The sequence below is a fragment of the Lacticaseibacillus saniviri JCM 17471 = DSM 24301 genome, assembly GCF_001311785.1.
In the GTDB taxonomy this organism is placed as follows: domain Bacteria; phylum Bacillota; class Bacilli; order Lactobacillales; family Lactobacillaceae; genus Lacticaseibacillus; species Lacticaseibacillus saniviri.
Genome location: NZ_BBBX01000003.1, coordinates 84,426 through 106,560, shown reverse-complemented (window position 1 = coordinate 106,560; position 22,135 = coordinate 84,426). Strand labels below are relative to the sequence as shown.

General features: G+C 46.3%; 15 protein-coding genes and 4 pseudogenes. 15 read left to right on the top strand and 4 right to left on the bottom strand.

The window, feature by feature from the left end; translation table 11 throughout:
* Positions 1-3,647, top strand: a pseudogene (gene rpoC / locus JCM17471_RS03155) (DNA-directed RNA polymerase subunit beta').
* A gap of 3 nt (positions 3,648-3,650) precedes the next feature.
* Here rpoC and JCM17471_RS03150 read toward each other — a convergent pair.
* A complete protein-coding gene (locus tag JCM17471_RS03150) occupies positions 3,651-4,442 on the bottom strand; it encodes a MurR/RpiR family transcriptional regulator (protein ID WP_156321576.1) in 792 nt (263 codons plus the stop codon).
* Between the two features lie 123 nt (positions 4,443-4,565).
* On the opposite strand from JCM17471_RS03150, the gene pfkB reads away from it, so the two are divergent.
* The 5 genes and pseudogenes from pfkB to sdaAA all read left to right on the top strand — a co-directional run bounded on the left by pfkB (position 4,566) and on the right by sdaAA (position 9,154).
* The gene (pfkB, locus tag JCM17471_RS03145) at positions 4,566-5,501 is read left to right on the top strand and encodes a 1-phosphofructokinase (RefSeq protein ID WP_054776793.1); all 936 of its coding nucleotides are present in this window, start codon (positions 4,566-4,568) and stop codon (positions 5,499-5,501) included.
* A pseudogene (locus JCM17471_RS03140) lies at positions 5,501-6,950 on the top strand (PTS fructose transporter subunit IIC); the annotation flags it as partial. The gene pfkB and the pseudogene JCM17471_RS03140, both read left to right, overlap by 1 nt.
* An 80-nt stretch (positions 6,951-7,030) precedes the next feature.
* A pseudogene (locus tag JCM17471_RS16740) lies at positions 7,031-7,474 on the top strand (PTS sugar transporter subunit IIA); the annotation flags it as partial.
* Positions 7,475-7,602: 128 nt separating this feature from the next.
* A complete protein-coding gene (gene sdaAB, locus JCM17471_RS03135; RefSeq protein ID WP_054776791.1) occupies positions 7,603-8,262 on the top strand; it encodes an L-serine ammonia-lyase, iron-sulfur-dependent subunit beta in 660 nt (219 codons plus the stop codon).
* 10 nt (positions 8,263-8,272) lie between these two features.
* Positions 8,273-9,154 carry an L-serine ammonia-lyase, iron-sulfur-dependent, subunit alpha gene (gene sdaAA / locus JCM17471_RS03130; RefSeq protein ID WP_054776790.1) on the top strand — a complete coding sequence of 294 codons (882 nt, stop codon included), beginning with the start codon at positions 8,273-8,275 and terminating at the stop codon, positions 9,152-9,154.
* A 136-nt stretch (positions 9,155-9,290) separates the two neighbouring features.
* Here the strand turns inward: sdaAA and JCM17471_RS03125 are convergent, their stop codons facing one another.
* Together JCM17471_RS03125 and JCM17471_RS03120 are read right to left on the bottom strand one after the other, a co-directional pair.
* Positions 9,291-9,914 carry a hypothetical protein gene (locus JCM17471_RS03125; RefSeq protein WP_054776789.1) on the bottom strand — a complete coding sequence of 208 codons (624 nt, stop codon included), beginning with the start codon at positions 9,912-9,914 and terminating at the stop codon, positions 9,291-9,293.
* A gap of 51 nt (positions 9,915-9,965) precedes the next feature.
* Positions 9,966-10,352 (bottom strand): prepilin peptidase, encoded by a 387-nt coding sequence (locus JCM17471_RS03120; protein WP_156321574.1) that lies wholly within the window; start codon positions 10,350-10,352, stop codon positions 9,966-9,968.
* Between the two features lie 406 nt (positions 10,353-10,758).
* Between JCM17471_RS03120 and rpsL the strand changes: the two genes are divergently transcribed.
* The 6 genes and pseudogenes from rpsL (at position 10,759) to JCM17471_RS03090 (ending at position 17,243) form a co-directional block, all read left to right on the top strand.
* On the top strand, positions 10,759-11,172 hold the full coding sequence (gene rpsL, locus JCM17471_RS03115; protein WP_054776787.1) for a 30S ribosomal protein S12: 414 nt from the start codon (positions 10,759-10,761) through the stop codon (positions 11,170-11,172).
* A gap of 47 nt (positions 11,173-11,219) precedes the next feature.
* Positions 11,220-11,690, top strand: coding sequence for a 30S ribosomal protein S7 (rpsG, locus tag JCM17471_RS03110; RefSeq protein WP_054776786.1), 471 nt, complete (start codon positions 11,220-11,222; stop codon positions 11,688-11,690).
* Between the two features lie 104 nt (positions 11,691-11,794).
* Positions 11,795-13,883 (top strand): annotated as a pseudogene (gene fusA, locus JCM17471_RS03105) (elongation factor G).
* 413 nt (positions 13,884-14,296) lie between these two features.
* On the top strand, positions 14,297-15,496 hold the full coding sequence (locus JCM17471_RS03100) for a quaternary amine ABC transporter ATP-binding protein (protein WP_054776785.1): 1,200 nt from the start codon (positions 14,297-14,299) through the stop codon (positions 15,494-15,496).
* Entirely contained in the window at positions 15,489-16,331 is an 843-nt protein-coding gene (locus JCM17471_RS03095; RefSeq protein ID WP_054776784.1) for an ABC transporter permease, read from the top strand. Before JCM17471_RS03100 ends, JCM17471_RS03095 begins: the two co-directional genes overlap by 8 nt.
* Positions 16,332-16,340: 9 nt before the next feature.
* Entirely contained in the window at positions 16,341-17,243 is a 903-nt protein-coding gene (locus tag JCM17471_RS03090) for a glycine betaine ABC transporter substrate-binding protein (RefSeq protein ID WP_054776783.1), read from the top strand.
* Positions 17,244-17,562: 319 nt separating this feature from the next.
* Here JCM17471_RS03090 and JCM17471_RS03085 read toward each other — a convergent pair whose 3' ends face one another.
* On the bottom strand, positions 17,563-18,402 hold the full coding sequence (locus JCM17471_RS03085; RefSeq protein ID WP_054776782.1) for a hypothetical protein: 840 nt from the start codon (positions 18,400-18,402) through the stop codon (positions 17,563-17,565).
* Between the two features lie 629 nt (positions 18,403-19,031).
* Between JCM17471_RS03085 and JCM17471_RS03080 the strand changes: the two genes are divergently transcribed.
* The 3 genes from JCM17471_RS03080 to JCM17471_RS03075 all read left to right on the top strand — a co-directional run bounded on the left by JCM17471_RS03080 (position 19,032) and on the right by JCM17471_RS03075 (position 22,130).
* Positions 19,032-20,744, top strand: a complete 1,713-nt coding sequence (locus JCM17471_RS03080) for an immunoglobulin-like domain-containing protein (protein ID WP_054776781.1) — start codon at positions 19,032-19,034, stop codon at positions 20,742-20,744.
* Positions 20,660-21,019, top strand: a complete 360-nt coding sequence (locus JCM17471_RS16370; protein WP_162208341.1) for an SLAP domain-containing protein — start codon at positions 20,660-20,662, stop codon at positions 21,017-21,019. Before JCM17471_RS03080 ends, JCM17471_RS16370 begins: the two co-directional genes overlap by 85 nt.
* Before the next feature lie 127 nt (positions 21,020-21,146).
* Positions 21,147-22,130: a glycerophosphodiester phosphodiesterase gene (locus tag JCM17471_RS03075; RefSeq protein ID WP_054776780.1), complete on the top strand. Its 984-nt coding sequence runs from the start codon at positions 21,147-21,149 to the stop codon at positions 22,128-22,130.
* Positions 22,131-22,135: the final 5 nt, after the last annotated feature.

The following is a 22,135-nucleotide window of genomic DNA, read 5'->3' as shown; positions in this document are numbered from 1 at the left end:
TTGATTGATGTCAATAAGTTTGAAAGTATGCAAATTGGCTTAGCCTCACCAGACAAGATTCGTAGCTGGTCTTACGGTGAAGTTAAGAAGCCTGAGACAATCAACTATCGGACATTAAAGCCTGAACGCGACGGGCTGTTTGATGAACGTATCTTTGGCCCTACCAAAGACTGGGAATGTGCCTGTGGGAAGTACAAGCGAATCCGTTATAAGGGTATCGTTTGTGATCGCTGTGGTGTTGAAGTAACACGTGCTAAGGTTCGTCGCGAACGCATGGGTCACATCGAACTTGCAGCACCTGTATCACACATCTGGTACTTCAAGGGTATCCCTAGCCGGATGGGTCTTGTCCTCGACATGTCCCCTCGTGCCCTCGAAGAAGTGATTTACTTCGCTTCCTACGTTGTTATCGATGGTGGCGACACAGCACTTGAAACCAAGCAATTGTTAACCGAACGTGAATACCGTGAAAAGCGGGAACAATACGGCGATGGCTTTAATGCGAAGATGGGTGCCGAAGCGATTCGGGACTTACTCGACAATGTTGACCTGGACGGCGAAGTCGCTGCCTTGAAGGAAGACTTGAAGAGCGCACAAGGTCAAAAGCGGACACGTGCCATTCGTCGGTTGGATATCTTAGATGCCTTCCGTCAATCCGGTAACAATCCTGCTTGGATGGTGATGGATGCCATTCCTGTTATCCCACCTGACTTACGGCCAATGGTTCAACTCGAAGGGGGTCGCTTTGCAACAAGTGACCTGAACGATTTGTACCGCCGGGTTATCAACCGTAACAACCGGTTGAAGCGTCTGCTCGACTTGAACGCACCAAGCATCATCGTTCAAAACGAAAAGCGGATGTTACAAGAAGCCGTTGATGCTTTGATCGATAATGGTCGTCGTGGCCGTCCTGTCACAGGTCCTGGTAACCGTCCATTGAAGTCTCTTTCACACATGCTGAAAGGGAAGCAAGGGCGTTTCCGTCAGAACTTGCTGGGTAAGCGTGTTGACTACTCAGGTCGTTCCGTTATTGACGTTGGCCCTACACTGAAGTTCTATCAATGTGGTTTGCCACGTAGTATGGCGCTCGAATTGTTCAAGCCTTTCGTGATGCGCGAATTAGTGAAGCGCGATATGGCAAGCAACATCAAGAACGCTCGTCGCAAGATTGACCGCCAAGATGATGATATTTGGGATGTTCTCGAAGACGTTATCAAGGAACGGCCAGTACTGCTCAACCGGGCCCCTACACTTCACCGTTTAGGGATTCAGGCTTTCGAACCTGTCTTGGTTGATGGTAAGGCGATTCGCTTACACCCAATCGTGTGTGAAGCCTACAACGCTGACTTTGATGGGGACCAAATGGCGATCCACGTGCCTTTATCTGATGAAGCACAAGCTGAAGCACGTTTGCTGATGCTCGCTGCTCACCACATCCTGGCACCTAAGATGGTAAGCCAATCGTTACCCCATCTCAGGATATCGTGCTTGGTAACTACTACCTGACCATGGAACAAAAGAACCGTGAAGGCGAAGGCATGATCTTTAAGGATGCCAACGAAGTCTTGATGGCTCACCAAAACGGTTACGTGCACTTGCACACCCGGATTGGTCTGGCAACAGACTCCATGCCAAAGAAGCCATTTACCGATGACCAACGTCATAAGGTGATGGTGACAACGGTTGGTAAGGTGATTTTTAACGAAATCATGCCTGAAGGCTTACCTTACTTGAACGAACCATCCACAACTAACATTGTGAATGGGACACCTGACAAGTACTTCGTCGACAATGGTGAAGACATCCACGCTTACTTGACGGATGCCCCATTGGTTGGACCTTTCAAGAAGGGCTTCTTGAGCGACATCATCGCTGAAGTCTTCAAGACTTATAAGGTACAACGGACCAGTGACTTGCTGGATGATATGAAGACATTGGGTTACACACAGGCAACACTGTCTGGGTTGACCGTGGGTGTTTCTGATATCACGAACCTTGCTGAAAAGGACGATATCGTTAACGCTGCCCACAAGAAGGTTGCGACCGTGTCTAAGCAGTTCCGTCGTGGATTAATCACCGACGAAGAACGCCATGACCGCGTGATCTCCATCTGGAACGAAGCCAAAGACGAAATCCAACAGAAATTAGTTGATAGTTTCGATCCAAATAACCCAATCTCAATGATGAGTGATTCCGGTGCCCGTGGTAACATCTCTAACTTTACTCAGCTTGCTGGTATGCGTGGTCTGATGGCTGCGCCTAACGGTGGGATGATGGAAGTTCCTGTTATCTCTAACTTCCGTGAAGGCTTATCCGTTATGGAAATGTTCATGTCTACCCACGGTGCCCGTAAAGGGATGACCGATACTGCGTTGAAGACCGCCGATTCTGGTTATCTGACACGTCGTCTGGTTGACGTGGCGCAAGATGTCATTGTTCGTGAAGAAGACTGTGGTACTGATCGTGGGTTACTCGTTCGCGCTATCCGTGAAGGTAACGAAATGATCGAACCACTTTATGACCGTCTTGTTGGTCGCTACGCCATGAAGAGTGTTGTCAACCCTTCAACTGGTGAAGTGATGGTGCCTAAGAACACCTTAATGGACGAAGACTTAGCACAAGCTGTCGTTGACGCTGGTGTTGAAGAAGTTACTATCCGTTCCGTCTTCACTTGTGACACCAAGCATGGTGTTTGCCAAATGTGTTACGGCCGTAACATGGCTACCGGCGAACAAGTTGAAGTTGGGGAAGCTGTTGGTACCGTTGCTGCCCAATCTATCGGTGAACCAGGTACGCAATTAACCATGCGTAACTTCCATACCGGTGGTGTTGCTGGTGGTGAAGATATCACTCAAGGGTTGCCTCGTGTTCAAGAAATCTTTGAAGCACGTAATCCTAAGGGGCAAGCTGTGATTACCGAAGTGACAGGTGAAATTACTGCCATCGACGAAAATCCTGCTGAACATACCCGTGAAATTACTGTGCAAGGCGCAACCGATACACGGACATACGCCGTGCCTTACGCTTCTTCTGTTGCCGTTGCTGAAGGCGACCACATCGTTCAGGGTGAACGGTTAACTGGTGGGTCAATCGATCCTAAGCAGTTGATCCAAATCCGTGATGTGATCACCACCGAAAACTATCTGTTACATGAAGTGCAGAAAGTTTATCGGATGCAAGGGGTTGAAATTGGCGATAAGCACGTTGAAGTTATGGTTCGTCAAATGTTACGCAAGATCCGTGTGATGGATCCAGGGGATACCGAAATCTTACCAGGGACATTGATGGATATCAGTGAATTCTCTGATCGGAATAAGGAAACCTTGATCAAGGGTGGTATCCCTGCTACTGGTCGTCCAGTATTGCTTGGGATTACTAAGGCTTCACTTGAAACCAACAGTTTCTTGTCTGCCGCATCCTTCCAAGAAACCACACGTGTTCTGACTGACGCTTCTATCCGGGGCAAGAATGATCCATTGCTTGGTCTGAAGGAAAATGTCATCATCGGGAAGATTATTCCTGCTGGGACAGGGATGGCCACCTATCGCCATATGGAACCAAAGACTGTTGGTGCCGTATCCGAGAACGTGTACTCCATTTCCGACATCGAAGCTAAGATGAAGAGCGACGATAAATCAGCCGAATAATAACTAAAAGAAAGCCATCGCAAACATAGTGTTTGCGGTGGCTTTTTTGTACTTATTTTTTGTTCGGACGACATAACTGTCCAATAAAATGCGCGCCATAACCTGCAGTGGGAGACGCGAACGCACTTCAAATTCTTGAAAGTATGAAAGGTCACTCTTATATCCGAGTAAAATTTCATCAGAGAAGGGAACGATAGCAGCTTGTTGATTGGTCGTGAGCGTGATATTCGAGACGTCATTTTTGGCTAATACTTGTGCAGCATGCACGAGTTCTGGAGTATTGCCGTTCAGGGTGATAAAAATGACGACATCTTGGTCGGTGACTCGATTTGCAATTGTTTTGATGATGTTGGGGTCAGTCTGTGATTGAGCGGATTTGCCGAGCAATTGGAATTTTAGCGTCATTTCAGTGGCAATCATTTCGGAGAGACCTCGAGCAAAAATATAAATCGTTTTAGCGTGTTTTAGAAGTTGTATAGAATCTTCAATGACGTTAATATCCATCAGTTTTATGGTATTGGTGACTTCTTCTTCATTTTGCAACACAACTTGTTGGATTTGCTGATCTACATTGTTAAGACTAATAAATTGTGCAGCGGATCCCTCATCGCGAAAGAGACTGTGCCGAAAATCGGTGTATCCAGAAAAGCCCTGTTTTTTAACAGTACGCACAATGGTCGCTGTCGAAACATTAACCGTGGCGCTCAGCTGCGTGATCGATAAGTGCATAATCTGATGTTGATGTTTAAGGGCAAAGTTCCAAAAATATGCTTCCGATGGACTAAGTTCCATAATGACCTCCTGAAAATCTTTTTCAGTATAACGCTGAAACCAATCTGTTTCTGGCAACACTTTACATTTTAGTTCACTATACTAGAAAGTGTAAGAAATGAAAACGGTTTAAAAGGAGGCGGGCGGATGATTTATACGTTAACATTGAACCCAGCTATTGATTTGTTTATTGATACGCCTACTCTGCAAGCAGGAACGGTCAATCGCACTAATCGGTTTGATGCCCAAGCTAATGGGAAGGGTGTGAATGTTTCATTTATCCTGCAGAAGCTAGGAGTTACGAATACAGCTCTTGGTGTAGGTGGAGGTTTTACCCTAGATTATATTGTCTCAGTTCTTGACGAGATTGGCATTCCTAATCACTTTTATCGTGTACCAGGTGTGACGAGGATTAATACTTTCACTCACCTAGATGGTACTAATGAAGAGTTTAAATTAGTTAATCCTGGGCCATATGTCCCTGCTGCGACTGTCGATGCATTGATGCAACAGCTTAGCAGTTTGAAACCTGATGATACACTGTGTATTTCCGGGAGTTTTAGTCCTGGCATCCCCGATGATTTCTTGATTCGAGTGAGTGAGTTAAGCCAGGCAAAAGGTTTTCAGGTCGTGATTGATACCGCGGGATCTCGAGTCAAAACAGCCTTGCCATTTCATCCACGGTTAATTAAGCCAAACGATGAAGAAGTCAAAGCTTGGTTTAACATTACCGATGAGTTGTCAATTCGTGAACTGGGCGAGTTGGCACAGCGGTTAGTGCTATTGGGGGCACAAAATGTATTACTGTCTCTGGGCGATAAGGGGGCGATTTTGGCCAATTCTCAAGGAACACTGTACGGTAACGCCCCACACATTGAAGTGCTAAACACGGCTGGTGCGGGAGACACGATGCTGGGGACTTTTCTTGCTGGTTGGGCGCAAGGTTTGTCCGATATTGATAATCTACGCCGAGCAATTGCAGCGGGCAGTGATACAGCTTCCCAAGCAGGTCTGACTGATTTTGAGGGATTAGATAACTTGTTAGCACAAATTAAAATCATTGCATTGGAGGAGAATGTCTAATGGCAAAATATGATATTATTGCGGCTACGGGCTGTGCGACTGGGATTGCACATACGTATATGGCCCAAGAAGCACTTGAACAAGCTGCCAAGAAAATGGGGCTGACAATAAAAGTTGAAACTCACGGCCAGACAGGTGTGGATGATCCGTTAACCCCTGAGGAAATTGCAGGCGCTCAGGCTGTTGTCATAGCTTCAGACATTGATGTTGATGCTAACCGTTTCGCGGGCTTGCCAGTTGTTAACGTGCCAGTCGCAGCCGGGATTAGGGAACCAGATATGCTGATTAAAGAAGCACTTGATCCCGCGACTCCGAAATTACGCGGCAGTGGGAGTAGTGCAGGCAATAGTGAAGAAGTTGAAACAAGTGGTGCTGGCATCGGTAACAGAATTTATACGTCTTTAATGAATGGTGTTTCACACATGTTGCCATTTGTGGTTGCAGGTGGCGTCTTAATTGCTGTTTCGTTTTTCTGGGGAATTTATTCGGCTGATCCCAAAAATGCCCAGTATAATTCGTTCGCTGCTATGCTGAACGCCATTGGTGGTGCATCAATGGGATTGATGGTTCCGGTTTTATCAGCGTATATTGCTGAGGCGATTGCAAAACGATCAGGCATGGTACTTGGTTTTGTTGCAGGGATGATTGCCTATAACGGTGGGAATGGGTCAGGATTCTTAGGGGCTATTCTAGCTGGTTACTTGTCAGGTCTAGTTGTTTTAGGGATGCAAAAGCTGTTTGTGTGGATGCCGGATCGTGAATTTCGCGGCCTCAAAGCGATCTTTCTCTATCCAGTGATTGGGGTTTTCACAGTTGGGACAGCAATGTGGTTGCTTAATACCCCAATGAGAATCTTGAACACAGGATTAATGGACTTTTTGAAGGGTCTAGAGAATACAAATCCAATTATTTTAGGCATTGTCGTTGGGGCAATGTGCGCCGCTGACTTTGGTGGTCCAATTAATAAAGCGGCCTATCTGACAGGGACGGCCTTGTTAGCGCAAGGCAACTTCTTCTTTATGGCTGGTGTTTCTGCGGCTTGTATCGCACCACCATTAGCTACAGCAGTGGCGGTTTTCTTAAATAAAAAAGCGTATAGTCGCGATGAGCGAAGCGCAGGGTATGTCAATATTATTCTTGGTTCTACACACATTACAGAAGGTGCTATCCCGTTTGCGGCAAAGAATCCGCTGTGGAATATTCCTGCCTTTATGATTGGTTCAGCGATTGCAGCTGTACTGACCTACGTGACACGAATCCAAGTGCCCGCACCTCACGGAGGATTCATTATTCTGCCTCTGGTCAATCACCCACTTCTTTGGGTCCTTTGGATTTTGATTGGCGCCGTAGTATCTGGCGTTCTGCTCGCTATGATTGCTGGAAGATCCGCAGCAAAGCACGGTGTTCAAGCAGGGGTCGTAGAAACGATGTTAGCAACCGAAGGCAATGCTGATGAACAGGATATCTATGATTCAACGCCAGCGTTTCCAAAGAACGATGAGACACAGTTAGAGAATCAAGAAAAGACTTATGATCCTGGTGATATTTTAACGATTGACAATATTGTCACTGGCGTGCAGGTGGCCAATCGGGATGAAGCATTAAAATATCTGGCAGATTTGGCGGTAAAGCAGCACTTAGCTGACAATGCAGATGCGGTCTTTGAGAAATACGTTGCGCGTGAAGCCGAGGGGTCAACCGGAATGGAAAAAGGGATTGCCATTCCACATGCACAAGACGCCACTATTGATAAGTCATCTATGTTGATTGTCAAATTGGCCACGCCTATTGAATGGCAGACTTTTGATGGCGCACCAGTAGATACGATGATTTCTTTCTTAATTCCTGAAAAAGACAGTGGCGATCATTTGAAATATCTATCCAATACTGCAAAATTATTGACGCATGAAGATTTCGTTAAGCGCCTGAATGTGGCAAAAACGCCAGACGAATTACTCAATCTATTCAAATAATGTTAAGGCCTCTGCAAAGAGGCCTTTTTTGTGTCGTGGTTTATGAGAAAAATTTTAAAAACATTGTGATACTTTTCCTTTATAATAGGGCGATGGTAAGGCAATATTTTCTGAAACGAGGGTCAGTAGTGACAATTAATTACAAGAGCGTTTTTGATATTATTGGCCCAATTATGATTGGACCATCTAGTTCACATACTGCAGGTGCTGTGGCGATTGGTAAAGCGGCCCACGATATCTTTCAGGGACGACCAACCACGATTACGGTACACTATTATGAATCATTTGCAGAAACTCATCTGGGTCATGGCACAGACTATGCCATTATTAGTGGTGTACTCGGATTTGCGCCAGATGACCCGCGGGTTCCTGATGCAGTTGAGATTGCCCAGAAGCAAGGCATAACGATTGAATTGATTGCGTCAGCAGAACCCAGTCCGGTGAATCATCCCAATACAGCCGTGGTGGAAGTGAGTAATGCGCACCGAACAATTGAAGTCACAGGTGTCTCTATCGGCGGAGGAACAATTGAAATCCGCGGACTGAAGTTTAATGGCTATACAGTCACCCCTGAAGGTCCATTGCCATTCGTCTTGGCGATTCCAAAAGCCAATGAAACGGTTGAATCCTTAAAAACTAAATTGCTCGCGATGTCAGAAATTAACATGCAGAAGCGTTATACCAGCGAGAATGCCGCAATTTTATATGAGTTTGATTTAGACAGTCGCTTGCATAGCCAACAGATTGAACAATTACGCCAAGAAACTGAATGCCTGATTTATATCTAGGAGGTAAGCTATGTACATGAGCATTGCCGAATTGGTCGCTGCTGCTACGGCGCAACACTTACCAATTTCGGAATTGATTATTAACCAAGAAGTGGAAAAATCACATCTGGATCGCGAAGTCGTATGGGCCATGATGATTAAGAATCTCGAAGTCATGCGCGCGGCTGTTAAACGTGGGGCAGAAGGTGACGGCGTTCACTCAACGACGGGCTTAACCGGTGGCGAAGCGGTGAAGCTGCGTAAGTACCGTGAACGTGGGCACACGTTGTCTGGAGATGCCATGGTTGAAGCGGTGCAAAATGCGATTGCGACGAATGAGGTTAATGCTGCGATGGGTGTGGTCTGTGCCACACCGACAGCCGGCTCGACGGGAACATTGCCCGGTGTGTTATTCGTTTTGGAACGGCGACTCAATCTCACTGAAGAACAGATGGTTCGTTTCTTATTCACCGCCAGCGCATTCGGGATGGTTGTGGCTAACAATGCCATGATTGCCGGTGCCACTGGAGGCTGCCAGGCTGAAGTAGGCAGCGCCTCTGCGATGGGTGCCGCTGCGGCTGTTGAAGTGGCCGGTGGCGATGCCCAGACCAGCGCGGAAGCATTCGCAATGGCAATGAGTAACTTGCTGGGCTTGGTCTGTGATCCTGTCGCTGGCTTAGTTGAATTACCATGTGTGAAGCGGAATGCAATTGGAGCTGGTAATGCCTTGATTGCGGCTGACATGGCATTAGCGGGTTGCACTAACAAGATCCCGGCTGATGAAGTGATTGCGGCGATGAAAGAAATTGGTGAAGGCTTACCCAAGGAATTGCGTGAAACTGGTTTGGGCGGCTTAGCGGGTACGCCAACTGGGGTGGCAATGAAAGAACGGATTTTTGGCAAAACTATTTAAGATGGTTTAAGTATGACCAAACGCGTATCATTTAGAGATGGGTAAGATGCGCGCCAAACAGTATATATAGAAGCTAAAAAAGAACCACAGCCAAATGGCTGGGTTCTTTTTGCTTGAATGTGTTGAGCAGACACTTTTACCTAAATAGTGTGACGCCGTTAACGTGTGGCAATGCTTCTAATTGTGCCACTAGGTCAGTGGCGAATGCATCGGGAACAAAGATCTGAAAGGCTTGATCATTTAAGTGGATGAGTGGCGACAGATTTCCTTGTGGGGTGCCGGTCACGGCTTCGTCTACTGAGAGAATCATTGTGAAGGCACCAGGTTGCAAGGTGAGTTTATCATCGTTGATTTGGGTGAGCGCGAATTGATCTTTCAACGCATCGCTGGTGAAGACCAGCTTAATTGTTTGATGATCAACACTCACGAGGTCCGCTTGAACGGTATGTGGTTGGTTGAGGTGCTTACTGTTGGGCACGAAGCTGACGCTGATGCCGTGCTTGTATGCCACTTCGAGGACGTTGGTTGTGGTCGTCAGTTCGTCGATGCCGACCATGCCCGCGGTGATGGCGAGCTGGAGTGCCTGGTCCAAGCTGGACTCGCTGACGGTGCCGTCTAGCTGCCAGGTGATGCGCTGCAGTTGTGGCAACAGGGGATGCAGTGCTTGGCCGAGGCGAAATGCTTCGGCGATATGCTGATCGGATGGGGTGACAACCACGCGACCGATGACATCAAACACGCTTGTATATTCTTGGCTCATTGAGAAGCCTTCTTTCTTGTTAGATATATCACATAAACAATGTAACAGGCTTCACAAACTAAAGCCACCCCCGATGAGAAGAATACTCGCGAGACTGAGATGCAGGATAAACGGGTAGGTTGCTTCTTGATGTAACAAGTGGTGCAATAAGGTACTGATGCAGGCGAGCAGTAACAAGACGAGCAGGGTCATGAAATTAAAATAGAGGGCGAGTACCGCAATCAAGAAACTATCTGCGCTACCGAACCCCTGTGTGAACCAGCCAAACAGCAGGAAAAAGACCAAGAGGGTTGCCGACAACAAAACACGACCTGGATTGAAGCTGACGATCAGTAGCAACAGGCACCACAGATCAAACCAGATGGCGGGAACGGAACGGTAGCGGATGTCACTGTAACTACAAATGATGAGCCCGAGAATCAGTAGTGTCACAGCCACGGGGATCACAGACCTTTCAATTCATGCACGGACGTTTCTGAATTGTTAGTAGATTACGCAAGGAATGGCGGGTCGCAACATAAACACGCTCCCAGTCCCAACAATCTCCGTCTAGCTACTTTTCACTCGTGCCATAACTGGCACCACGTTCAAAGTTTGCTAGTACTCGATTGTTACCCGGGTCTGCTCGCGCTCTCAATTCTTTTTCCTATATGTCCTTGACAAAACAGCTCAAAATCAAGTACACTATCAAAGGTGCTTTTTTCCAGTTCTTCGGGTCACCCGGACGTGCTGACTGGGCTAAGCCTACTCTGCCGCCTGGCCGGCCAATTTTTTATCTCAAAAATGAACCGCCTGGATGTGTGGACTTGAAAATACTAACAGGAATCAGGAAGGGGGAACCTTAATGCCTACCATCAATCAATTGGTACGTCAAGGTCGTAAATCTAAGACAACCAAGTCAGACTCACCAGCGCTGAACTTTGGTTACAACAGCAAGAAGAAGTCGTTAACAAACACACCAGCTCCTCAAAAGCGTGGGGTGGCAACTCGTGTCGGTACGATGACACCTAAGAAGCCTAACTCAGCTTTACGGAAGTATGCCCGTGTACGTTTGTCTAACCTTATTGAAGTGACAGCTTACATTCCAGGTATCGGTCACAACTTGCAAGAACATAGTGTCGTTTTAATCCGTGGGGGCCGTGTTAAGGACTTGCCAGGGGTTCGTTACCACATTATCCGTGGTGCGCTCGATACAGCGGGTGTTGCAGACCGTATGCAAAGTCGTTCTAAGTACGGTGCAAAGCGCCCTAAGAAGTAATACAACAAATTTAGTTCCGCTTTGTGCGGTATAAGGAGGCTATCTGGATGCCACGAAAAGGTAATGTTTCAAAACGCGATGTCTTACCAGATCCAGTTTACAATTCTAAGCTGGTAACACGTTTAATCAACCATTTGATGATTGATGGTAAGCGCGGTAAGGCTTCAACAATTTTATATGACGCATTCGATATTATTAAGGACGAAACAGGCAACGAACCTTTAGAAGTGTTCGAACAAGCTATGAAGAATGTTATGCCTGTACTTGAAGTTAAGGCTCGCCGTATCGGTGGTTCTAACTATCAAGTGCCTATCGAAGTTCGCCCAGAACGGCGTACAACACTTGGCTTACGTTGGATTGTGCAATATTCTCGCGCACGTGGGGAACATACAATGGATTCACGTCTTGCACGTGAAATCATGGATGCTGCTAACAACACTGGTGCAGCAGTTAAGAAGCGTGAAGATACACACAAAATGGCTGACGCTAACCGGGCATTCGCTCACTATCGTTGGTAAGAATGAGTTGGCTATTATATCCAGTTTTTGGCATATAGTAGCCAATTTTTTCACACTAACCTTAATACAATCGATGATCAATTTGAGAGGAGTACAAATTTTACATGGCCAACAAGCGTGAATTTCCGTTAGATCGGACCCGTAATATCGGGATCATGGCACATATCGATGCCGGTAAGACCACAACGACTGAACGTATCTTGTACTATACCGGTAAGATCCATAAGATCGGTGAAACCCATGAAGGGGCTTCACAAATGGACTGGATGGAACAAGAACAAGAACGTGGGATTACCATTACCAGTGCGGCAACAACTGCCTTCTGGAAGGACCACCGGGTTAACATCATTGATACACCAGGACACGTGGACTTCACAATCGAAGTTGAACGTTCTCTGCGTGTGCTTGATGGTGCCGTAACCGTTCTTGATGCCCAATCTGGTGTTGAACCCCAAACTGAAAATGTTTGGCGTCAAGCTACCACTTATGGTGTTCCTCGGTTAGTGTTCGTTAACAAGATGGATAAGATGGGTGCGGACTTTGCCTATTCTGTTGACACCTTGCACGATCGCTTACAAGCTAACGCACATGCCTTGCAATTACCAATCGGTGCCGAAGATCAATTCGAAGGGGTTATCGACTTAATCGAAATGAAGGCTGACCTTTATGACGAAGATGCCCTCGGTACAGAATGGGATGTCGTTGATATTCCTGATGATTACAAGGACGCTGCCGAAAAGGCTCATAACTCATTAATCGAAGCTGTTGCTGACGTTGATGACGCTATCATGGACAAGTATCTTGAAGGTGAAGAAATCTCCAAGGAAGAATTGAAGGCTGCGATCCGTAAAGCAACCATCAACTTGGAATTCTACCCAGTATTAGCTGGTTCTGCTTTCAAGAACAAGGGTGTTCAAATGTTACTTGACGCCGTTGTTGACTACTTGCCATCACCATTAGACGTTCGTCCATATAACGCAACAGACCCTGCAACTGGCGATGCTGTTGAAATCACTGCCGGCGACGACAAGCCATTTGCTGCCTTAGCATTTAAGGTTGCAACTGACCCATTCGTTGGTCGTTTTGACTTTCATCCGTGTCTATCAAGGTACCCTTGAAGCTGGTTCATATGTCTTGAACGCAACTAAGGACAACCGTGAACGTGTCGGTCGTTTACTGCAGATGCACAGTAATCACCGTGAAGAAATTCCTGAAGTATTCTCTGGTGATATCGCAGCCGCTATCGGTTTGAAGAACACCACGACAGGGGACTCTTTAACTGACGTTGACCACCCATTGATTCTCGAATCTCTGGAAGTGCCAGAACCAGTTATCCAAGTTTCTATCGAACCAGAATCTAAGGAAGATCGTGACAAGCTTGATATCGCTTTACAAAAGCTTGGTGAAGAAGATCCTACCTTCCGTGCTGAAACCAACCCTGAAACAGGTGAAACCCTGATTGCCGGGATGGGTGAATTGCACTTGGATATCATGGTTGATCGTATGAAGCGTGAATTCAAGGTCGTTGCTAAGGTTGGGGAACCTCAAGTTGCCTACCGTGAAACCTTTACTAAGCAAGCTTCCGCTCAAGGTAAGTTTGTTCGCCAATCTGGTGGTAAGGGTCAATACGGGGACGTTTGGGTTGAATTTACACCTAACGAAGAAGGTAAAGGCTTCGAATTCGAAAATGCTATCGTCGGTGGTGTTGTTCCTCGTGAATACATCCCATCAGTTGAACAAGGTCTGAAGGAATCCATGGAAAATGGTGTCCTTGCTGGCTACCCACTGATCGACGTTAAGGCTAAGCTTTATGATGGTTCATACCATGAAGTCGATTCATCTGAAGCTGCCTTTAAGGTTGCTGCTTCAATGGCGTTGAAGAACGCTGCTAAGCAAGCCGGTGCCGTAATCCTTGAACCAATCATGCACGTTGAAGTCGTTGCTCCTGAAGAATATCTTGGTGATATCATGGGACAAGTGACTGCACGTCGTGGTCGCGTTGAAGGTATGGAAGCACGTGGTAACGCCCAAATCGTTAACTCGATGGTGCCACTTGCCGAAATGTTCGGTTACGCAACAACCTTACGTAGTGCAACACAAGGTCGTGGTACATTTACTATGACTTTCGACCACTACGAAGCTGTGCCTAAGTCTATTCAAGAAGAAATTATCAAGAAGAACGGTGGCAACTAAGCTAGAGTGTGAAAAAAGCGCCTGAATCCTAGTGATTCAGGGCGCTTTTTTGTTGTCTAAACTATAATTTCTAGGCCAATAATAACAGCGCGCCACCAGATCAATGCGATTTGGTGGCGCGTTTTTTATGAAAATAAAAATGGTATAGATACTTAAATGAGCAAAAGTTAATCGTATTCTAATCATATTAGCACCTGAAGAGACGCCATCAATCAATAAAAATAATTCTCGCTACAGCCTATACGCATGCCCAAGCGAGGGTTTTTATTTGACCGAATTTTGCCACAGCGTAGAATAAAGTAAAATGTTTTTCTTTAATAAAAGGAAGAGCAGAATTTGTGTTGTTTTCTGAAACGTGTAAACTAGATATCAACGTTTCAAATTTGGAGACAATAGACAGAGGAGGACATTCGATGACAACCAAAGTCGAAGTCAAGCAACTTACTAAGATATTCGGGAAACATCTTAAGCAAGCGAGCACAATGCTTAAGGAAGGCAAAAGTAAAGCCGATATTCTAGAGGCAACCGATGCCACAATTGGGGTCAACCAAGCCACTTTTGATGTACAAGATGGGGAAATCTTCGTCATCATGGGGTTATCAGGATCGGGTAAATCTACCACGATTCGGATGCTGAACCGGCTGATTGAACCAACCAGTGGGCAGGTGCTCATTGACGGTGAAGATGTGATGCAGATGGACAAACAACATCTGCGTGATGTGCGCCGGAAAAAGATGAGCATGGTGTTCCAGAGTTTCGCTTTACTGCCTAACCACACCATTCTACAGAATGCGGCGTTTGGGCTTGAAATTCAGGGCGTGGATCGTGACGCCCGTGAAAAGGCCGCAATGGCATCTCTTGAACTGGTTGGCCTGCACGGTTATGCCGAACAGTATCCAGACCAACTCTCCGGTGGGATGCAACAGCGCGTCGGGCTTGCCCGTGCGTTAGCTAATGACCCTGAAATCCTGTTGATGGATGAGGCGTTCTCTGCCTTAGACCCATTGAACCGGAAGGACATGCAAGATGAACTCTTGGATCTGCAAGAAAACATGCACAAGACCATCATCTTCATCTCCCATGATTTGAACGAAGCGCTGCGGATTGGTGATCGCATCATGATCATGAAGGACGGCGAAATCGTTCAAATCGGGACACCAGAAGAAATTCTGAGTCAGCCCGCCGATGATTACGTTGAACGCTTCATCGAAGACGTTGATCGCAGTCGTGTCTACACGGCTGGTAATGTCATGGTTCGGGCCACGACGATTAACATCGAAAAGGGTGGGCCTCGTCTGGCCGCTCGTCGGATGCGCGAAAACGAAATTTCCAGTGTCTATGTTGTGGACAATTCGCGTCACTTGCTTGGGATCGTTGATGCCAAGGATGTGCGTCACGCGATTGCTGACAACAAGACTGACTTACGCCCACTGATCAATGCCGATGTGCCAACAACGCATATCGACACACCGCTGTCTGATTTGATGGATGCTGTCTCAAGCACCCCAATTCCATTTGCGGTGGTTGATGATCAAAACCGCCTGCAGGGGATTATTATCCGAGGCGCGGTACTGGGCGCATTATCTGGGAACGAGGTGAATACCAATGTCTAACTTACCAACATTACCACTCGCTAGTTGGATCGACGCGTTAGTTAAGTGGTTAACGCAGTTTGAAGGGTTCTTCAATGGGGTCACCGCTTTTATCGGCGGGATCGTCAATATCTTCCAAGCGATTTTTGATTTCTTACCAATTCCCGTGTTCATCATCTTAATTGTGGGGAGCACGTGGTATCTGACACGCAAAACGAAAAAGTACGGCCTATTGATTTTTGAACTCTTAGGCTTACTGTTGATCTGGAACTTGGGTTACTGGCGTGATATGACGCAAACCTTAACACTGGTATTGACGTCAAGTCTGATTGCCTTAGTCATCGGGGTGCCACTGGGTATCTGGATGGCCAAAAAGGATACGGTCGCAGCAATTGTGAAGCCGTTACTTGACTTCATGCAGACCATGCCTGCGTTCGTCTATCTGATTCCAGCCGTTGCGTTCTTTGGTATCGGGATGGTGCCTGGGGTTGTTGCCTCTGTGATCTTCGCAATGCCACCAACCGTGCGGATGACCAACTTAGGGATTCGCGATGTGGATGCCAGCTTGATCGAAGCCAGCAATTCATTCGGTGCTACCAGTTGGCAACAACTGATCAAGGTGCAATTGCCACTGGCTAAGAACACCATCATGGCTGGGATTAACCAGAGCATGATGCTGAGTCTGTCAATGGTCGTGATTGCGGCGATGATCGGGGCCATGGGTCTTGGGACCAAGGTTTACTTCGCGGTCGGCCGTAATGATGCCGGTAACGGGTTTACCGCCGGGATTGCCATCGTGATTTTGGCGATTATCTTAGATCGGATGACACAAGCGCTCAATCAACGGAAACGTTAGGAGGAGCTTATGCGTAAAAAATTACTCGGGATGTTGCTGGCCTTAGGGCTGTTCGCGGTTGTACTCAGTGGATGTCAATCAGCCACACCTAAGTACAATCCCAAGGAGTCACTGGGACCACAGATCAATTACACGATTACCGGGATTGATGCCGGAGCCGGGATTATGAGCACGACCGATAAGGCACTCACCGAATACGGTTTAACCAAGAAGAACTGGCAGCTTCAAACCAGTTCAACGGCAGCGATGACCAGTACGTTAGATAAGGCCATCAAGCACAAGCAACCCATCGTCATCACAGGGTGGCAACCGCACTGGATGTTCACCAAGTACAAGCTGAAGTTCCTGAAGGATCCCAAGAACGTGTATGGTAAGTCGGAAAATATCCACACCATCACGCGTTTAGGCTTGAAGAAGGACATGCCAACCGCCTATACGCTGTTGGATCGCTTCTACTGGACACCGAGTGATATGTCACAAGTGATGTTGCAGGTTAATGGCGGTACTGATCCAGAAGTCGCTGCTAAGAATTGGATCAAGAAGAATCCAGACAAGGTAGCTAAGTGGACCAAGGGCCTGAAGCCAATCACCAATCATAAGAAGATTAAACTCACTTATGTGGCGTGGGACTCTGAAATTGCGTCAACCAACGTGGTCGCACAAGTCCTGAAGCAGCTGGGTTATGACGTAACGATTCAAGCCATGGAACTGCAACCGGTCTGGGCATCGGTCGCGACTAAGGCAGCGGATGCACAATTGTGTGCTTGGTTACCGAATACCAGTGGGAAGTACTACAAGGACTACAAGGGTCAATTCGAAGATCTCGGGGTTAACTTGAAGGGTGCACGTGTGGGCTTAGCGGTTCCAACGTACATGACAAGTGTAAACTCGATTGAGGATTTGCTGAAGTAGAGAGCGTGACCATCCCCGGTCAGCAATCGAGCACTAGCAAACTTTGAACGTGGTGCCAGTCATGGCACGAGTGAAAAGTGGCTAGGCGGAGATTGCTGGGGATGGGAACGCGTTTATGTTGCGAACCCACACGGTTTGGCTGTGAGCACTAACGGAGACTAGCGCTACAATTGCGGGCTATGCAATTGGCGCTAGTTTTTGTTAGACGGGACAGGCAGCGTGGGTGAGCACGTTTCGGCTAACCTTGTCCTAACTCAACACCACACAAAAAGCACCACACAGAATTTCTGTGTGGTGCTTTTTACATATATGAAATATTTTACTTCAAATCATCCATTGTAATGTGTGTCCGGTTTTCAGAACGTGCATTCAAGATGGCGCGCTTCAAGTCGTTAGGACTCCAGTAAGCTGGGTTTTCGCCCAAGTCGGTGATGTCCTTCCGCGCATTGGCCAGATCAGCATCAGTAATGTCGGTGCTACCAGTTACGGGTTTGTTTTCTGGACTGTTAGCAGCAGGGTTAGATGAGTCGCTGCTTGATGAGCTCTGTGATGAAGAAGAACTGCTTTCAGTTGCAACAGATGATGATTCAGCAGAAGCAGTACTACTTGCTGCCGCACCCTGTGCAGTGGCAACGGATGCTTGTAATTCAAGTGCCGCTGTATAGATAGGCTGATAAGCTGCTTCGTTGATATTACTTTCTGCTAGTAACGTCTTCAAGGCGCTGTTAGCTGTCTTGTAGTCCTTTTGGCTATAAGCCTTCTTGGCATCATCCAGTAGGTGGTTGTATGTGGTTGTTGTCTTAATATAAGTATTAACTGTCTTGAGGCGTGACTTGGCGAGTTTAACCAACTTGCTTGATCCATTCTTGGTATCAATCAGGTCGTTGAGCTTGGTCTTGGCCTTGTCGAAGTCGTGATTGCGGATGTCATCTTCGGCATCGATCATCGCCTTCAATTGCTTGTCGGTTGCCTTGGCCGTCTTGTTGTTCTTCTTGTCCAGCAGGATTGCCGCGTTCAGGCCCTCAGCCTTACCATAATTCTTCGCCGTGATCGCATCGGTCACTTGGCTTTGGCTCACAGTTGCTTGTGTCTGGTTCCCACACCCCGCGAGGATCAGTGCCGCGAAAAGGGCAGTTAAACCGGTCAGAGATTTCTTCATAGTCGTTATTCACTCCTTTAAAAACAGTATACCATGTTGGCTACTGTGGTAAAATGACGGAGGTTCTGCTTTATGACACTTTAAAAATTGGCACAAAAAAAGGTCCGGCATCTGCCGGACCACATGTGGTCGTATATTGGTGTTTCTTTTATACCTTAGTAACTTGGGTGAATTATGAGGTTAGTATGGAATACCAAAGACATTGTAGCGCAATTGACACGAAATTGAAATAAAAACTTTCTGTTGTGTCATATCTTGTGAAGTGACAAATATGTCAGATTCTCAGTAGTTATTGTAATATCAGTGGTTTCTGCGGGTAATCAGAAAACGACAATAAGATGTGGAAGCAGAATAGATAACGTCATTCGAATTGTATACGTTACAAATTACGCGTAAAAACCGCATTAATTAGTCAATAAAACGACACAAAGATACTGTTTTTTAAAAAATAGTGGCAGAAAACGAGGCGAAGTAGTACACTAACAGTGTTGGTATTAAATTGTTACTGGATTGCGCTAGATGACGGGAGTCGCTTAGTGGTCAAGGGACTTTTCGTTGTTTAGGAATACCTCGCATGGTATAATGCGTTCTGGTATCAATTAATTATGAGATTTGAGGAGGAATACCACATGAAGAAATCTTCACTTAAGTATCTTGGCGTAACAGCTGCTGCATTGTTAGCTGTTGCTCCAATCGCTGCACCTGCAGCAGTTGCTTCAATCGCACCTGCACAAACTGTTTCAGCTGCTGAAGCTGATGATGTATTAGCACAAGCAAAGGCTGTTGCAACAAACATCCAAAATGCAAATGCTGATACAACAAAAGTAAGTGATATTACTAATGCACTTGGTACAACACTTACCGGTTGGGATGCGGTTTCTGCTTCAGCAATGTACACCACTGTTAAGAACCCTAACTGGACTTGGGCAAGTAGTATCGTACAACACGATCAAACAAAGTACACATACACATTCACTGCTGGCTCTGGCTTAACTAGTGATGACTTTAAGGCTAAGGTTGCAAATGCCCAAACCAATAAAGAATCTGTTACATTGCCTGTTACATTAACTGTTGCTGACGCTGCTACAAAGTCAACTGTAGCTTCAAACACAGTTCAAGTAACATTTAACTTCAAGGCATCAGATGCAGACTCCATGAAGACTCTGACATCTGCCTTCCCTGACACAACTGCCAAGGCTGGCGATTCTTTAGACAAGTACAACATCACAGCTAATGTTACACCTGATGTTTCCTTGACAGATGCAAAGGGCGCTAAGGTTGACTTCAAGGCTGTGTCTGCTGCTGTTACCGACAGTAAGGGCGTTGCTGTTACTGGTGTATTCCCAGCTGGTGCTGGTGTTTATAAGCAAACTTACACCTTTACTGTTTCTGGTTATAAAGATGGTGACGTTGTCACATTAAAGAACAATGGTGTTGAAGTAACTGATCCAGCTCCTGTTGTTAAAGATGGCGTTGCTACTATGTCTATCACACGTAACATCAATGTTTACGATGCTACTTCTAAGGCACAACCATTCTTCACTTGGAATGGTGCTACATTGGCAAACGGTGCTACACTTTCCTTAACAAGTTTACAAACACCTACAGCTAATGTTGGCGGTTCCGAGACAGATGCTGAAAATTCATTACAAGGTGTTGTTAAAGCTACTGAATTACAAGGCTTTGCAAGTAGTGATGACACAACTGCTGTAGAACCTACAGCTCTTAACTACAAGGATGGTTTGAAGTCTGTTAACGCTCTTGACAAAGACGGTAAGTTAATTGCTGGTAACTACGTTGTTCCAGTTTCTTACACAAACTCAACAAGTGGTAAGACGGCTACAGTTAAGGTTCCTTTCACTGTGAAGTCTGCTGATGAAATTGCTAATTCTCCTGTATTTACAGTTGATGGCACAAAGGTTACCTCATCTAGTTACCTTTACCCAGATGAAGTTAAGATTGGCGATACTTTTGACTTATCTAAGCTTGTGACAGCTGTTCAATCTGAAAAGAATACAGCAGCTATTCCATTCACTTCAATGACAGTTGATGGTAAGGTTGACACATCCAAGGCTGGTACTTACACAGTTAAGGTTTCTGCTACAAACGCCAATGGTTACACAACTACCATGAACTTGATTGTTGTTGTAAGTGGTACTGATGAAGGTACTGTTACTAATGAAACTGGTACTGTTTACGTAACTACGTACCTGGTTATGGTATCGCTGTATGGAACACATACAAGGATGGCCGTAAGATCACTGGTACTAAGTTACAACACGGTACAGCATGGAAGTACTACAAGACCGCTACAATCAACGGTGAAAAGTGGTACAACTTAGGCGGCGATCAATGGATCCAAGCTCAATACACTTCTGCTACAAAGCCTGGTAACACAGGTAGCGAAATCGAAAAGATCGATGGTACAGTTAAGGTTAACTATGTACCTGGTTACGGTATCGCAATCTGGGGCAAGCCAGCTGCAGACGTTACATCCAAGAAGTTAGCACATGGTACTTCATGGAAGGTCTTTGCTAAGACATCCGTTAACGGTACAACATGGTACAACCTTGGTGGTAACCAATGGGTTGATGGCACATACGCTAAGTTACAGTAGTCGTCATTAACTTGAAGAAAGACTCCTCTCTGAGGAGTCTTTTTTGTTCTCTCAAAAGTATTTCTGCATAGCTTTTCTGATGTCTCGTGGTAAGATATGGCTAGTTTGGAAACAGGAGATGAATAACTTGGGTAAACAGATGCGGGTATTGGCGTTCACAGTCTTTCTTGGTACTGTATTTGCGTTTGGCAGTGGCTTCACGATTCTTGGGCATCGCGGCGAAACCTATGATCACACGCGAGGAATTGTCGAGCACAGCTTTGCTTCTTATGACCGAGCCATTGCCGATGATGCTGACTATATCGAGTTGGACTTGCGACAGAGTTCTGACGGTGTGCTGGTCGTCAGTCATGATGAAACCACCAAGCGATTGACCGGCGTCCCAGATGATATTCGGTCGACAACATGGGCGCAATTGCAACGATTGTCAATTAGTAAACAGGAACACCTCCATTCACTCGAACAGATCCTGACGAGATACGCGCGCAATCCCAAGGTGCGTTTCATGATTGAGACCCGTTCTGTTGGTGGTGCATTGAGTATGGAGCCGAAATTAGTTAACTTGGTGAAGAAATATGGTTTAACTTCTCGCGTCTATTATGAATCTTTTGTGCCGAACTCTTTGGCGCGATTGAAGGTATTACAACCACAAGTGCCGGTACTGTTGCTGGTGAATGGTGGGGCAGACTTAACACCTGCCTTTCTCAATCACCATCGCTGGGTGAATTCCTTTGGTCCTTATTATGAAGGGTTAAGTCGAGCTGAAATCAACCGTGTGCGCGCGCAGCACCAACAGATTTACCCTTGGTTCAGCAATCGCCATGAGCCTAGTGATGTGCGTTCTGTGGTCGGTCTAGGTGTCGATGGGATCTTCACCAATTGGGCGTTCAGATATACCTTAGCGACGCGCAGACAGCCTTATCGACGTGTGGTCAGCATCAACACTCATGGCCGCGGCAGTGTGAACCTATTGAACGGTGAAGGACGCTACCTCAATCACTATCTTCATAATGGTACCCGCTGGCGGGCCTATTACCGCGTCTATATCCGTGGCACTGAATTAGTGAATATCGGTGGCGATCAATTTATTCCGCAAAAATATCTCAAGTAATATTT